The organism is Rahnella sp. ChDrAdgB13 (assembly GCF_017655185.1).
In the GTDB taxonomy this organism is placed as follows: Bacteria; Pseudomonadota; Gammaproteobacteria; order Enterobacterales; family Enterobacteriaceae; genus Rahnella; species Rahnella contaminans.
Genome location: NZ_JAEMGT010000114.1, coordinates 1 through 14,451 on the forward strand (window position 1 = coordinate 1; position 14,451 = coordinate 14,451).

General features: G+C 47.4%; 14 protein-coding genes and 1 pseudogene. 10 read left to right on the plus strand and 5 right to left on the minus strand.

Annotation, left to right across the window (positions count from 1 at the left end; translation table 11 throughout):
- On the minus strand, positions 1-195 hold a 195-nt coding region (locus tag J8X26_RS27775; protein WP_208952093.1), incomplete at its 3' end, for a transposase.
- 1,125 nt (positions 196-1,320) lie between these two features.
- Here J8X26_RS27775 and J8X26_RS23355 point away from each other — a divergent pair.
- Both J8X26_RS23355 and J8X26_RS23360 read left to right on the plus strand, forming a co-directional pair.
- Positions 1,321-1,968: a division plane positioning ATPase MipZ gene (locus J8X26_RS23355; RefSeq protein WP_208952094.1), complete on the plus strand. Its 648-nt coding sequence runs from the start codon at positions 1,321-1,323 to the stop codon at positions 1,966-1,968.
- Positions 1,959-2,243 (plus strand): hypothetical protein, encoded by a 285-nt coding sequence (locus J8X26_RS23360; RefSeq protein WP_208952095.1) that lies wholly within the window; start codon positions 1,959-1,961, stop codon positions 2,241-2,243. Before J8X26_RS23355 ends, J8X26_RS23360 begins: the two co-directional genes overlap by 10 nt.
- A gap of 104 nt (positions 2,244-2,347) precedes the next feature.
- Here the strand turns inward: J8X26_RS23360 and umuC are convergent, their stop codons facing one another.
- Positions 2,348-3,607: a translesion error-prone DNA polymerase V subunit UmuC gene (umuC, locus tag J8X26_RS23365; protein WP_208952096.1), complete on the minus strand. Its 1,260-nt coding sequence runs from the start codon at positions 3,605-3,607 to the stop codon at positions 2,348-2,350.
- Positions 3,608-3,613: 6 nt separating this feature from the next.
- On the minus strand, positions 3,614-4,027 hold the full coding sequence (gene umuD, locus J8X26_RS23370) for a translesion error-prone DNA polymerase V autoproteolytic subunit (protein WP_244370815.1): 414 nt from the start codon (positions 4,025-4,027) through the stop codon (positions 3,614-3,616).
- Positions 4,028-4,130: 103 nt separating this feature from the next.
- Here umuD and J8X26_RS23375 point away from each other — a divergent pair, with 103 nt between their 5' ends.
- Positions 4,131-5,351 (plus strand): ISL3 family transposase, encoded by a 1,221-nt coding sequence (locus J8X26_RS23375; RefSeq protein ID WP_208952097.1) that lies wholly within the window; start codon positions 4,131-4,133, stop codon positions 5,349-5,351.
- A 4-nt stretch (positions 5,352-5,355) separates the two neighbouring features.
- On the opposite strand, the gene J8X26_RS23380 is transcribed toward J8X26_RS23375, so the two are convergent.
- Positions 5,356-5,652 (minus strand): hypothetical protein, encoded by a 297-nt coding sequence (locus J8X26_RS23380; protein WP_208952098.1) that lies wholly within the window; start codon positions 5,650-5,652, stop codon positions 5,356-5,358.
- Between the two features lie 369 nt (positions 5,653-6,021).
- Between J8X26_RS23380 and parM the strand changes: the two genes are divergently transcribed.
- The 5 genes from parM to J8X26_RS23405 all read left to right on the plus strand — a co-directional run bounded on the left by parM (position 6,022) and on the right by J8X26_RS23405 (position 9,729).
- Positions 6,022-6,987, plus strand: coding sequence for a plasmid segregation protein ParM domain-containing protein (gene parM / locus J8X26_RS23385; RefSeq protein ID WP_208952099.1), 966 nt, complete (start codon positions 6,022-6,024; stop codon positions 6,985-6,987).
- An 18-nt stretch (positions 6,988-7,005) separates the two neighbouring features.
- Positions 7,006-7,401 carry a plasmid partitioning/stability family protein gene (locus tag J8X26_RS23390; RefSeq protein ID WP_208952100.1) on the plus strand — a complete coding sequence of 132 codons (396 nt, stop codon included), beginning with the start codon at positions 7,006-7,008 and terminating at the stop codon, positions 7,399-7,401.
- 36 nt (positions 7,402-7,437) lie between these two features.
- A complete protein-coding gene (locus J8X26_RS23395; protein ID WP_208952101.1) occupies positions 7,438-7,674 on the plus strand; it encodes a hypothetical protein in 237 nt (78 codons plus the stop codon).
- A gap of 302 nt (positions 7,675-7,976) precedes the next feature.
- Complete coding sequence (locus J8X26_RS23400) at positions 7,977-8,210, plus strand: hypothetical protein (RefSeq protein ID WP_208952102.1); 234 nt, start codon at positions 7,977-7,979, stop codon at positions 8,208-8,210.
- Between the two features lie 583 nt (positions 8,211-8,793).
- Complete coding sequence (locus J8X26_RS23405; protein WP_208952103.1) at positions 8,794-9,729, plus strand: IS110 family transposase; 936 nt, start codon at positions 8,794-8,796, stop codon at positions 9,727-9,729.
- A gap of 892 nt (positions 9,730-10,621) precedes the next feature.
- Here J8X26_RS23405 and J8X26_RS23410 read toward each other — a convergent pair.
- Positions 10,622-10,966 (minus strand): hypothetical protein, encoded by a 345-nt coding sequence (locus tag J8X26_RS23410; RefSeq protein WP_208952104.1) that lies wholly within the window; start codon positions 10,964-10,966, stop codon positions 10,622-10,624.
- Positions 10,967-11,419: 453 nt separating this feature from the next.
- On the opposite strand from J8X26_RS23410, the gene J8X26_RS23415 reads away from it, so the two are divergent.
- Complete coding sequence (locus tag J8X26_RS23415; protein ID WP_208952105.1) at positions 11,420-12,694, plus strand: HlyD family secretion protein; 1,275 nt, start codon at positions 11,420-11,422, stop codon at positions 12,692-12,694.
- Positions 12,687-14,381, plus strand: a pseudogene (locus J8X26_RS23420) (peptidase domain-containing ABC transporter); the annotation flags it as partial. The gene J8X26_RS23415 and the pseudogene J8X26_RS23420, both read left to right, overlap by 8 nt.
- Positions 14,382-14,451: the final 70 nt, after the last annotated feature.

Sequence of the window (14,451 nt, forward strand, 5' to 3'; positions counted from 1 at the left end):
AAAGCCGGTCAGCCGGGTTTGCCCCTTCTGAACGATAACCGGCTCAAACTCGCTGTTGCGGTCACGGGGCGTCTCAATGGCCAGCTCACCGTACTGCGAAGTGAGCGTCTTGGGGGAGAACCCGTTGCGGCTGTTGCCGGTGCCATGACCTTCGGTGGCACCGGCAACAGCCGAGGTGATGTTCCATCTCGGCACCGAGCGCCGCCTCGACGGTCATTTTAACGAACTGGTTGAGCACGTTGTTGAGGTCGGCCTCAGTTTTAATGTCTTTGGCCAATCTGACGTAACTGAGCCTGCTGCGGTGTATCGGGTAATCGATTCTTTTTCGCCATTGCCCATATCCTTTTTGTTTTAACACATTATCGGAGTATGGGCATTTACACAATTTTTTGTACAGGCTCCCCCACTTTTTTCCTTTGCTCCTGAGACATCTTTTTCACCCGTGGATTATTCGCCACTATGCGTTTAAAAAACGTAAACATCGTTGCCACTACAAACGCGCTTTGCTTGCAATGATAGGTAATAGGCAGCCTGTGTCAGCTCGTTCGACTGTGATATTTTTACGTTTCTTTTGGGCTTAGGCAGCGTCAAGATTTCAGACATTCTCACCAACTATGGGCGGCTAAAATATTGCCCATAATTTGCTTTTTGTGGTCGTTGGTCAAGTCTAAATCCATCATTAAAAAAGAGTTTTGAAATACCAGAAGCAACTTTAGGTGTTTCCCATAATAACTTGGGGTATTTCCCATACTTTCTTTAGCTGTTACCCATAGTATCTTTAGCTATCCCCCATACTTACTTGTGGTGTTTGCCATACAAATACCCTTCCAGCCCTGTCGCAGCAAGGCCTGCCAGCGTGCTAAAAGCTTTTAAAATCTCTTGAAACATATAAAACGTATTAAAAATATACCTGTGGATATGTTGATATCGCTGTATGGGAAATAGCTAAAGTTTGCAGAGGAGTGGCTGCCAGCTGTGTGTCCGACGCTTGTGAGGGTCTTTGTACAGCAACAGAGCGTGGAAAATGGAACACAGGCCAGCAGCCACCATTTTAGCAAAGGACAACAGCCTGAAGATCACGAGGATATTAAAAAAAGTTTTATAACTCATGTAAATCAATTGGTTGGGGAATGCCTAAAGTTTATTGAGCCTTTATAGCCACCTGGTAACCGTCTATGAAATCCTTTCATGCCTAAAATCGTAGTATTCAGTACTTTTGATTTATATTTTTATTAAATTAATAAAAAGATAAAATGTTTTATTATCAATTTAGTTTTATGATAAACTGATAATATCGTTAATTGGCACATGAGAATTCCTATGATTACAGTGATAGGTTCAAACAAAGGTGGAGCATCAAAAAGTACTACTGCTACAAATGTTGCGATTGCTTTGGCATTACGAGGTAAAGATGTATGCCTGCTAGATGCTGATCTTCAATCATCTGCGGCTAAGTGGCATGCCTCGCGTGAAGAGTCTGACTTGCAACCTCGTATAACTCTGATCCAAAAGTACGGAAATATTAGTCAGACTTTACGACAGCTCGATGAAAAATTTGATCATGTCATTGTCGATGTCGCTGGACGTAACAGTCGCGAACTAGCTAATGCAGGAGCTGTGGCTGATATCATCATTGCGCCACACCTTTGTTCGCAATTTGATTTGGATACCTTAGAGGAACTCGAAAGCCAGCTTGAAGCTTGGCAAGATCTTAATCCAGGATTAGTACTCTACATGTACCAAACGCGGGCCACAACGAACCCGGTGCTACGCGGTAAGGAACGCGCAGAATTCCTCACATATATAGAAGACTTTCCAACTCTATCGCCTCTTAATGCCATCAATTGCGAACGTAAAATATACAGAGATGTTGTCCCTCTGGGGAAATCAGTTTTGGAAGCCACTAACAACACTGCAATCGATGAAGTTAATCAATTAATTGAAGAGGTTTACGCTCAATGGCTCTGAAACCCCGCTCTACCAAAAAACCATCTGATGCTGAGGTCGCTGCTCTTGCCGACAAACTTACGGATAAACAGTATGGAGGCACACCACCTGATGCGAAGACTGAAAAACAGGTACAGCGCAGTCTCGCTCTTCCAAAGTCTCTCGACCAAGCAATTACTAGAGCATCTGCAGAAAACAAACTGAGTGGTACTGGCCCACAAAATACGAGCGCAGTTATCCGTGAAGCCTTAGAGCAATATCTTGACCGGCGTAGAAAAAATAATTTGATAGAATAACTTTTTATCCAAATGATAATTTATCAAAATATCAAAATATCAAAATATCAAATTGATGTTATATTCAAATTAAGTTATTGATTACATGCGATTAAATGACTAGTTTAGCGTATAGAGGCTGTTGGCAAATCAGACCATCTTGTTGTGTAAGAAGGGGAAAGCATATCCCTTTTCATCCTCCATCCTTTGTCTATGCCCTGGCCTGCGAACCACACTTTTCCCAACCCTGTTGCGTTGATCCCATCGATGACGCGCATTAGCGCGTCGCTGTTTGGTCGCGGCGGTGTCTCGTCAAACATGTCAATCTGGCCAGGCTTGCTGCAAAAGTCATTGAGCATGATACCCGCCTTTTGATACCGGTAGCCGTCACGCCAGATGTGATCCAAAGCCTTCATTGCCGCCGCCACAATATCCCGCGTGTCCTGCGTGGCCAGCATCAGCTGCTGCGTGGCGTTATTGCCGTACTGAGGTTCATTTGCGTAGGGACTGGTTCGCAAAAATACGCTGACGTGCCGGCAGTACTGGCGTTCCTGCCGAAGTTTTTCGGCGCCGCGTTCGGCATACTGGCAAACGGCTTGTTTCATGTCCTGCAGCTGCGTAATGCGTTCCCCAAAGCTACGGCTGCAGATGATCTGCTGTTTGGCGGGCAGGGAGTCTAACGAGATGCAAGCAGTGCCGTTAAGCTCCCGGATAGTACGCTCGATGACGACGCCAAACGTCTTTTTCATGAGTTGCAGGTTTGCGTCCGCCAGCTGCAGCACCGTTTTGATGCCCATCGTGTGCAGTTTCTCATTTAGACGTCTACCTATTCCCCAGGTTTCCCCGACGGGCAGTAACCCCATCAGCTTTCTCTGCCGGTCTCTGTTGCTTAAATCCACTACGCCACCTGTCGCCGGCCACGTTTTCGCGGCGTGATTTGCCAGCTTGGCAAGCGTGTAACTTTGCGCAATGCCGATCCCACAGGTCAGCCCCGTTTGCTGTAGAACCGTTGTCCGGACGCGCTGGCCAAAGGCAAGGTATGACTCACAGGCATCGATGCCTGTTATCGTCATGAAGGCTTCATCAATACTGTACGGGGTCAGCGTCGGGGCCATTGATTCTAAAATTGTCATAATTCTGGCACTGGCGTCGCCGTAAAGTGCGTAGTTCGAACTGAAACAGGCCACCTGGTGGCGTCTGATGATATCTCTGGCCTGGAAGTCGGGGGCAAATCTCTTGATGCCGAGTTTTTTGGCTTCTTTATTGAGAGCCACAATCGCGCCATCATTGTTACTCAGGACGATCACAGGTTTCCCTTTCAGATCAGGCCTGAACAGCTGCTCACAGCTGGCATACATCGAATTGACGTCACAAAGGAGGTACATGGTGCGTCACCGGAATGTGTGCAGGGCGTGAATGACAACGCCGAATATTTCCAGGTTATCAGGATCTATGAATATAGGCGCATAAGCCGGATTCATTGGCTGCAGGCAGAGTGCCGGAAAAGTGCACAGTTTTTTGACTGTAAACTCACCGTTGACGGCGGCGACAACGATATCGCCATGTGCTGGCGTTATAGCCTTATCAACAACCAGCAGGTCACCCGAGAGTATCCCTGACTCGATCATCGATTCGCCTTCCGCGCGAACAAAATAGGTGGCTGATGGGTGGCGTATGCAGAGTTCGTTCAAGTCCAATGATTTCTCCACATAATCAGTAGCAGGGCTGGGGAATCCGGCCGGACATTGTTCTATGAAGAGTGGCAGAAAAATCTTTTCTGGATCAGCAGCGGGTGTGATGCGCAATATAAGGAACTTCTTTTAATAATGCTGTATATAATTGGGTCTTCCCCTGTTGTGGTGGCTAAGGGCATTATGATGGCAGTCTTGATTTTCTGAGGAGTCTGCCATGGACGAAAAGTCCCTCTATGCCCATATCCTTAACCTGTCCGCACCGTGGCAGGTACAATCCCTTTCTCTTGATGAAAAATCGGGGTCAGTGACTGTGATTGTCAGCATTGCCGAGCACACACAACTGGCCTGTCCAACCTCCGGTAAATCCTGCTCCATACATGACCACCGGCGTCGTAAATGGCGTCACCTCGATACCTGTCAGTTCACCACGCTGGTTGAGGCTGATGTCCCCCGCGTTGACTGCCCCGAGCACGGTTGCCAGACACTGCCGGTTACCTGGGCGGGGCCGGGCAGCCGCTACACTTTGTTGTTCGAAGCCTTTGTTCTTTCATGGCTGAAAGTTAGCACCGTGGATGCTGTCAGAAAGCAGCTCAAGCTCAGTTGGAATGCCGTGGACGGCATCATGATGCGCGCAGTCAAACGAGGCTTGGCCCGGATAAAACAACCCTTATCGGCCCGTCACCTCTGCGTGGATGAGGTCGGGTTCAAAAAAGGACACCAGTACGTCACCGTTATCTCTGACAGGCAGGGACGGGCTTTGCAACTGACCGACGATCGCGGTGTAGAAAGCCTTGCCAGTTATCTGCGCAGCCTGAGAGATCACCAGCTTGATGAGATAAAAACGCTGTCTATGGACATGAACATGGCCTATATCAGCGCAGCCCGCATCCATCTTCCCAATGCCGTCGATAAAATCGCTTTCGATCACTTCCATGTGGCAAAAATGTTGTGCGCCGTCGTTGATAAAATCCGTCAGGCTGAGATGAAACAGATCCCGTCGTCAGACAGGAAAGACGCCCACCGCTCACGCTACCTGTGGTTTTACAGCAAACAAAATCGCCTCGGACGCCGGGCTGAGAGGTTAGAAGTTGCCCGGCTGGTGTTACCCCAAACGAGCCAGTGCTGGGTAATGAAAGAGCTTGCCCGCGATCTGTGGCACCGCCGCTATGACGAACATAGCCGTAAACTGTGGCAGGAATGGATGGCGATGGCTAAAGACACCGGCATACCGCTCATGGCCAGTATTGCCCGCATGGTGGCAAAGCGCCTTTACGGTATCCTGAATGCAATGAAAAACCGGGTATCAAATGGGAATGTGGAGTCCCTGAACAGCAAAATACGGCTGCTCAGGATCAAGTCACGGGGCTTCAGGAACAAAGAACGTTTCAAGCTGGGCGTAATGTTCCACTATGGGAAACTAAATATGAATTTTTGAGCAATCATTTAAGGGAGTTATAAAATTTTTTCTGCTGGTGATGTTGTATTCGCTCGTCATTCTCCTTTTCTTTTTCCTTTTGCCACATATTGCTGCATCCCGGATCGCTAGGGGTAAGACAATATTGAGTTTTAGCAACTTGAGACTCACTTTTCTCCCAAGATAATTTTGGTGTTACCTCTGGTGACAGTGAATAGTCTTTCTTATCAGTGCCATACATCATATTTGGTGAGGCCGCTGCTGCAACACCATGAAGTAGTAAGACAAATGGGGCATATGCATATTTTTTTAAGCATGACATGAACGTTATTCCTTTAAACGTAAATACGTTTGACATTCATATAGAAGTCCAAGTTCCAGCCAAAAGAATAAGTAAAGTAAAAATGAAGAACTGTCGATTGAGCCACCACAACAGGGGAAGACCCATATAATTACAGTATTATTGTTGTGAAAATTCCGACTTGCAAGACCCGGTTGCGGGCTTTTGACCAGCCCTCTGTTTTTACGCTGAAAATATATCCGGTGCCCGCCCAGTTATGGGGAATGGTTGTCGGTCAATCAATTTCTCAATATGGGTTTTTATAATTACGCATTTTGCGTAGTTTATTTGATGTGGTGGATTGTGTGAGGTATTATAAATACTCATATTGAGTATTTATAAGGGTACAGCATGAAAAAGATAGGATGTGACGACGGTTCCACGAATGTAAAACTGGCCTGGCGTGATGGGGATGAAATTTGTACCTCTGTCTCGCCGAATTCCTTTAAAGCGGGGTGGAAGGTCGCCGGGATCGGCAGCAGTGAAACGTACAACTATGAAATTGACGGGCTGAAGTACTCGTTTGACAGCGTCAGCCAGCAGGCGATCAGTACCACCAACATTGAATATCAGTATGGCGACACCAATTTGCTGGCCGTACATCATGCGCTTCTCACCTGTGGCCTGCCGCCACAGCCGGTCAGCCTGACGGTCACCTTACCTATCAGTGAGTTCTATACCAGCGACTGTCAGCACAATGAGGTCAACATACAGCGTAAAATTGACAACTTGCTGCGTCCGGTGACGCTCAATAAGCGCGAAACCTTCACCATTGCGCACGTTGACGTCATGCCGGAATCATTGCCAGCGGTGATATCGCCCCTCGAGCGTGCCGGTGTCGGACCGCTGGAAACCTCGCTGGTGATTGATCTGGGGGGAACGACGCTCGATGCCGGTGTTCTTGTAGGACAGTTTGAAGATGTCAGTGCCATTCAGGGTAATTCTACGATCGGCGTATCGATGGTGACACAGGCCACACTTACGGCACTGCGTATGGCCAACAGCGACACCAGCGCCTTCGTCGCTGACCAGCTGATACAGCGACGGCATGACCGAGAGTTTGCCGCCACGGTTGTCAACGATGAGTCAAAAGTGGACTATGTGCTGGACATGATAAGTTCGTCCATCGAGCGACTCGGTGAACGGGTGGTCAATGAGCTGTCCGCGTACCGCCAGGTGAACCGGGTTTGGCTGGTGGGTGGCGGGGCGTCGCTGATTGAAGCTGCTGTGCGCCGAGCCTGGAAACTGGCTCCTGATCGCATTGTCCTGGTTGAAGCCCCCCAGACGGCGCTGGTTCGAGAACTTGTCTTACTTTAATTCCAAGGAGCGCTATCCGTGACCGACACACGCAAGAAACTGACCGTCTATTTGCACCCTGAAGACGATAATCAGGATGCCAGGGCGATGGAGATCATCGAGTCAGTTCCCCTGCGCACACGGGGCGATTTCTTCCGGGCGGCGATCGTGGGCGGCAGCGCGTTATACCAGTTGGATAAGCGCCTGCCTTATCTGCTGTCCATGTTGTTCGATGGCCAGCTGACCGCCGACCAGCTGGTGGGCATTATTCAGCAGACGACGGGATGGCAGCCCACGACGGCCAGCATTCAGGACGTCATTGCCGCCTGCGCTGGTCAGGTGCCAACTCCCTCCGTGCTTCCGGAGTCCACCGGCAGTACGGGAGGGGAAGGGCAGGCCCGCACCAATTTCAAACGCATGCTGAAAAAAGACTAAGTCCTCCGGCGTGCCGGAGATGTCAGAGGAAGAACCATGTCATTTATGTTGTTATGCAAAGGGATCATCGGGCTGGAGACGCTGACGGGCAGGGCGCGAAAAAGTGCGGCAGAGTGGTGTTTTCTCATCAGTTGCCTGTTTATCGTGCCGCTGCTGATATTCGACGGATTCAGTGTGCCCGTGAAAATACTCCTGCAGCTGTGCTGGGCCATCGTGGTGGTACGTGCGGCGTTTCTGGCCTCTGAAACCTGGAAGAAAAACCGGAAATCGTAGGGCGTATCGATCACCGTAATCCGCCGGCCCCTGTGCCGGTTTTTTTTATGGCCACCTCAGTCTGGGTGTGTCCGGTTTTCACATCAGCCGCTGACGATATGACGCTTCCTCGTTACGGCTGTTCGTTCCTCGCGGTGCTGCGGTACGCCTCAGCCGTGCCTGCGGCGAGCGTTGCGGGTTTTAACAGGTCGGTCTTTTTCTAACCGTTTTCGACATTCTAAGACTCAACCCCGGTCGTGCTGGACGGCACCGGGATACGGACGCATGATGAGGACGTATTTTAACCGTTCCGGAGGCATTAAATGGTCATCAATCCCGGCTTCCCCAAAGAATGTATTTTCTTTTCTGACGTCAAAGATGCGGTCGCTTACGCGGCGACCGGGATTGTCCTGACGGGTTATGAAATCTGTCACGATACCCTGCTTGAATGCCTGGCCGACCGTCAGGCTTACGCGAAAATCATTGAAGACAGCTATACGGCCGGCGTGATGCAGCAGGCGATCGACCTGCTTGAAGAGCATCGTGGCCACTGCTGATCTACCTGCTACGAACATAATGTCATCCCCATTATTAATCGTCTGATCTCCGGTCCGGTGCAGCCCGTGTCCTGCCGCCATTCCATTCTGCTACCGCGACGTTCGTCGCAAACTCTTCCCATTTTCAGAAAGCATCCGGTTATCCACAGTTTCACTGAGTAACTTTGGTATTCGCGGGGGATAAGTCAGCGGACCGTCCTGCGCTGCCCCTGTGCGAGGCTCCTGCCGCCCAAGGGTGTCGCGTTGCTCCACATTCATGGCACCTCGCGGTGCTGCTGCGTTTCAGCGCATCCCGCGTTATCCCTATTTCCTCAAATGTGCAAACACCAAAGCCGTGCCCGCACTGTAGCCGGGCCGCTGCGCCCGGAAGGGTGCGTAAACCTGACTGCTTGTATGTTTAAAGTGAAATCAGGATGCAGGTATACTCATCTCGTGCTCCGCCTGATGCTGCAGCACGTCCGCTATCCAGGGACATCAAGCCCGAGGGTGAGCATTATTGCGCAGCGTCAGTTTCAGTATTAACCCGAACAATTGCCAGGGCTGAACGTTAAGCCCGTATCTACAAGGCTGGGAGAACTGGAAAATGAAACAAACGACAACAGTTGGAATTGATGTATCGAAAGGTACTTTTGATGTTCATATCGACACGACATGTCAGTTTCTTCATTTGGAAAACACAACTGAAGGGATCCTGTTATTGCTGGATGAGTTACGGGAACTGTCAGTTTCACTTGTTGTTATGGAAGCGACAAGTAAGTACCACTATCTTTTGACATCCATGCTTAGCGGCGCTGGTTTACCTGTTGCTGTTGTTAATCCCCGCCAAATAAAGAATTTTGCAAGAGCTATGGGGAAGGTAGCGAAAAGTGATCCCATTGATGCCAAAACTATCTGTGAATTTGGAAAGCGTATGAGGCCGGATGTTCGACAACTTCAGGATCGTGATTCGCAGGAGTTATCGTTAATCTTGACTCGCAGGCGACAACTGGTTCAGGCCAGGACAATGGAGATGGCCCGCTATCAGGAGAAGCCCACTCCTTATATTGAGCAGGGAATAACAAAACATATTGCTTGGCTGAGTACTGAAATTAGTGAGCTAGAGGATGAACTTAGAATTAGAATTAAAGAGTCTAATTCACTGACAGAGAGAAGAAAATTACTCGAAACAGTAAAAGGCATCGGCCCGGTTACACAGGCTGCGCTTCTGATACAGCTTCCAGAGTTGGGACGTCTAAATCGACGACAAATTTCTGCGCTGATTGGAGTATGCCCCTATGATCGTGATAGTGGATCAATGAGGGGGAAGAGAGCTATCTGGGGAGGTCGCTCGGGCGTGAGGGCAACGCTTTATATGGCAATGCTTTCAGCGGTGCGTTACAACCCGCAGATCCGGTCGTTCTACATAAATCTGGTTTCACGTGGTAAACCTAAAAAAGTTGCGTTAACTGCCTGTATCAGAAAATTTATCACTATTCTCAATGCAATGTTTCGTGATGAGGCGCAGTGGCGAAGTGAATGAATCTAACGGGCGGTAAAAGTCTCCCGCTAAATAGATAAATGAAGCGAACAACTTTGGATTAGTTGTTAGAGGGGCTTACGCTCAGTCGAAAGAAAATTCATGTTAAGGTGATTTTTTGTACCACTGAAGCTTAACCACGTTGACAGGCATCCTTGAGCGAAAAGCGGGCGTTCGCCATTGCACCCACGGTTTATAGCGCATATTAATCGATGGTGAAGGGGGCAGTTTAGATTTCGATAAATTTTTTGTACGTTTAGCGCATAATTTAACCATGTCAATCCGTATGTGATTGATAAATTGCTAGTGGCTATCGCTTTTAATTATCATCTTGGCATTATCGCATTTAGGTTATTTGATTAGATAAAATACACGGGAAACATCGTATAGCGTGGGAGCCCCCCTATTGGCAGAGGTAGGGCTGTTCAAAAAAATAGGCTTGCCATACAATAATTCTCGAAATCTAAACTGACCCCAATCTGGAGATTCATATGATGACTCATTCATGTGAACCATGAGATTTCATTTTATGTAATAGATGGAGAAATCTTGGGTTATGATCTCGAAAAATAGGATTGTTTTCCTTGGAGTTTTTAAAGACACCTTAAAAAATTAAGGTGTCTTTACACTGATAATCTCATTTTTTTTTGAAAAATTCGGAAAACACGAATTTCGCAAGTACATTAGCGGCCCAAAATGCACAACCAACAAATACAATCATAATGACCAAGACTGACAAATTTTTAGGAGCTGCATAGGTATAAGTAAAACCTACTCCAGCTCCAGACAGCATCGATGCAGCCAAGAAAAATCCGATGCATATAAATAGCGTGCGAATTAATATAAACATAGGGATCCGTTAATTGAAGAGCAACTATCAATTATTTTTTTAAAACTACCAAGTACATCCACCTGAACCATTTTTACCGGTGCAACTACCAACCGCACCTGTACTCTTGTTCCCACCTGCACCCATGCCAACATTCCCGCCCTTGGCGTCAAAGCATCCGCCAAGCACTGCCCCAGTAGCAACACCTGCGAGACCGCCAAGCATACCAATCCCCACAGCATCTACACATGTTGAATTTGTATGGGTGGCATAATAATTTCCAGAACTGCTAATATTCGAATTTTTGGAACCACTGGAATTTGCTTTATTACCACCACTCAAACTAGAAGTATCATTACCACTACCGCTTCCAGAAATTCCATTCAAATACTGCGAATCAATAATTTTCATAAACAACTCCTTTGTTAATAGAAATTAAAATATTAAACATAAATTCAATTTTTTATGTGATACAAATCACAATTATTAATCAAAAAGATAATGTTTTATTTAGCGTATTTATTGATTTACAATCCTCAAAAAAAACAGATAAAACCAATTCGTTGTGTGCTGCGCGCTATCAAACTAGGAAAACCTGTCTAATTGATTAGGATTTTTCTTTGTTTTGCGGTATCAATTATCGTTATTACAACGTGTCATTATGTTTAATCTCAGTATTCTTACATTTCGTTGCAACTTAGTCCGGTTAGTTGAAAGTTATGATTAAAATTCTAATAGTAGAAAGCTGATTTCAATCTTAGGAAATCGAACATAGGATTTTTCTTGTCCCAACAAACTATCAACAGCCAGTGATACTTGATTTAGTGACCAGCTACATTTTTTGAATGTTAAAGGAGTGCCATAGTGTTTCGCCAGGAAGCGATTAATTATCAGAAAACGAAATGGCGTGGCCGCGCGCTTCTCCTTCCAGGTATTCCTTTTTGGGTGATCGCTGGATTGTGCCTTTTTTTTATTTCAGCCTTCCTGACCTTTGTCATCACCGTAAACTACACCCGAAGAGTCAACGTGACTGGCGAAATCAGCACCTATCCACGAGTAGCGAACGTCTATTCAGGGGTTCAGGGCGTAGTTATTAAAGTATTTGTTACTGAAGGACAGGTAATTAAGACTGGTACTCCCATTTATAAGATAGATGTAAGCAAAAGCACCCAAAGTGGCGTGGTCAGTGATAACCAGCGCCGGGACATAGATAATCAGCTTGAGCGCGTTGCACAAATTATCAACCGCCTGGATGGCAGCAAAAAAACCACTATCGACATGCTGGAGAAGCAAAAAGCACAGTATATCTCTGCTTTTCAGCGCTCCACCGGCATACTGCAACGCGCTGAGGAAGGGCTCCGTATTATGAAAGACAATATGGAGAATTATCGGCAATATCAGAAGAAAGGGCTTATCAATAAAGATCAACTAACCAATCAGGTGGCACTATATTACCAGCAGCAAAATAATCTGCTGAGCCTCACCGGGCAGAACGAACAAAACTCCCTCCAGATAACGACTCTGGAAAGTCAAATTCACACCCAAGCCTCCGATTTCGATAACCAGATTTATCAGATGGAACTGCAGCGCTACGAGTTGCAAAAAGAATTGCTGAATATCGATGCAGGCGGGGCGATTATCGTTCGTGCATTAGTCGACGGCCGCGTCGATTCGCTTAGCGTTACGGTCGGGCAAATGGTGAACGTCGGCGACAGTTTGCTGCAGGTAATCCCTCCCAGTATTGATCATTACTCTCTGATACTTTGGATACCCAATGACGCTATTCCTTATATTACAACGGGTGACAAGGTGAATATACGCTATGAAGCCTTCCCCGCGCAGAAATTTGGACAGTTTGCCGGCACGGTGTCCGTTATTTCCAAAGCGCCTGCGTCACCACAGGAAATGTTGACCTATCAGGGAGCACCCAAAGCCGCGCTTACGACTGCTGTACCTTACTATAAAGTGATCGTGAAACCTGAAAAACAAGCAATTATGTATAACGGCAAGCGCCTGAGCTTAGAAAACGGTATGAAAGCAGAGAGCACCCTATTTTTGGAAAAAAGGAAAATTTATCAGTGGATGTTATCACCGTTTTACGACATGAAACACAGCGCGTCGGGACCGGTCAATGAGTAAACCTCAATTCAAAAAACTGCTTAATCAACTCGACATGCGGTTGCGGCAAAGAGTTCCGCTTGTTCATCAAACTGAATCCTCAGAGTGTGGCCTCGCATGTCTTGCGATGATTTGTGGCCGCTATGGCAAGAACGTCGATTTGATTGCACTGCGCCAACAATTCAACCTCTCTGCACGTGGCACTACGTTGGCGGGTTTGACCGGTATTGCCGAACAACTCGGGTTGTCCTCACGACCCTTGTCACTGGATATCGAGGAACTCGGTGCGCTAAAAATGCCGTGTGTACTGCACTGGGAATTTAACCATTTTGTGGTTCTAGTAAGCGTCAGACGTAACCGTGTGGTCATACATGACCCAGCACGGGGCCGCAGGATCATCAACATGCCGGAGCTCTCGCGCAGCTTCACTGGTGTGGCACTCGAGGCCTGGCCAGGTGCGGAATTCGAAGCGAATACGATGCGAAGTCGACTCAGTTTTCGCACGCTAATAGGTAGTGTGCATGGTCTTAAAGGAACGCTTGGAAAGATTTTTTGTCTATCACTGGTCATTGAAACCATCAACCTTGTTATGCCCATTGGTACCCAACTGGTGATGGATCACGCGATTCCTGCTGGGGATCGCGGGCTGCTGACCTTAATCTGTGCGGGGTTGTTGTTCTTTATTCTTCTACGGGCGGCAGTCAGCATGGTGCGCGCTTGGTCCGCATTAGTCATGACTACACTCATTAACGTCCAGTGGCAATCCGGGTTGTTCAACCATCTGTTGCGACTACCCTTGGGGTATTTTGAACGGCGCAAACTGGGAGACATCCAGTCTCGCTTCGGATCGCTTGATACTTTGCACACTACCTTCACCACCAGTATCGTTGGCGCTATCATGGACATGATCATGGTCATTGGCGTGCTCGTGATGATGATTTTGTACGGGGAGGGGTTAACCTGGATTGTTATGGCCTTCACAACCCTTTACGTATTACTTCGCCTGCTGACCTACGGTTATTACCGTCAACTGTCAGAGGAGTCATTAGTAAGATCTGCACGTGCCAGTTCCTATTTCATGGAAACCCTATATGGCATAGCGACTGTTAAAATGCAGTCAATAGCTGAAAGACGCTGTACCCGCTGGCTCAACCTCGAAATCGATACCATCAATACCGGGATCCGTGTGACTAAAATGGACATGCTGTTTGGTGGCATCAACACTTTTGTCTCCGCATGTGATCAGGTGGTAATCCTGTGGTTGGGTACAAACTTGGTAATAGACAACCAGATGACTATCGGAATGTTCGTTGCGTTCGGCGCTTTTCGAGGGCAGTTCTCCGACCGAATTGGATCATTAACCAATTTCTTGCTGCAGTTACGCATGATGAGTCTTCACAATGAGCGTATTGCCGATATTGCCCTGCATCCACGTGAAAACCGCAAACCAGAGATCCCTTACGAGGCTTGTTTAAAGCCGATTTCGCTAGCAACCCATGCACTTAGCTATCGGTATGATAGCCAGTCTTCGCCCATTTTCAATGGGTTGGATATCACCATCGCACCAGGAGAAAGTGTGGCTATTGTGGGGCCTTCTGGATCAGGTAAAACAACATTGATGAAAGTACTATGTGGACTATTTTACCCTGATGAAGGCAGGATTGAGGTGAACGGTATTGATATTCAGCAGTTGGGTATTAATAACTATCGAGACTGTACTGAAAATTGTGTAAATGCCCATACTCCGATAACGTGTTAAATCAAAAAGGATATGGGCA

Bases quoted from the DNA above. Each gene is read 5' to 3' on its own strand.
- J8X26_RS23355 (WP_208952094.1), top strand. From the start codon at position 1,321: ATGATTACAGTGATAGGTTCAAACAAAGGTGGAGCATCAAAAAGTACT.
- J8X26_RS23360 (WP_208952095.1), top strand. From the start codon at position 1,959: ATGGCTCTGAAACCCCGCTCTACCAAAAAACCATCTGATGCTGAGGTC.
- umuC (WP_208952096.1), bottom strand. From the start codon at position 3,607: ATGTACCTCCTTTGTGACGTCAATTCGATGTATGCCAGCTGTGAGCAG.
- J8X26_RS23375 (WP_208952097.1), top strand. From the start codon at position 4,131: ATGGACGAAAAGTCCCTCTATGCCCATATCCTTAACCTGTCCGCACCG.
- J8X26_RS23380 (WP_208952098.1), bottom strand. From the start codon at position 5,652: ATGTCATGCTTAAAAAAATATGCATATGCCCCATTTGTCTTACTACTT.
- parM (WP_208952099.1), top strand. From the start codon at position 6,022: ATGAAAAAGATAGGATGTGACGACGGTTCCACGAATGTAAAACTGGCC.
- J8X26_RS23395 (WP_208952101.1), top strand. From the start codon at position 7,438: ATGTCATTTATGTTGTTATGCAAAGGGATCATCGGGCTGGAGACGCTG.
- J8X26_RS23400 (WP_208952102.1), top strand. From the start codon at position 7,977: ATGGTCATCAATCCCGGCTTCCCCAAAGAATGTATTTTCTTTTCTGAC.
- J8X26_RS23405 (WP_208952103.1), top strand. From the start codon at position 8,794: ATGAAACAAACGACAACAGTTGGAATTGATGTATCGAAAGGTACTTTT.
- J8X26_RS23410 (WP_208952104.1), bottom strand. From the start codon at position 10,966: ATGAAAATTATTGATTCGCAGTATTTGAATGGAATTTCTGGAAGCGGT.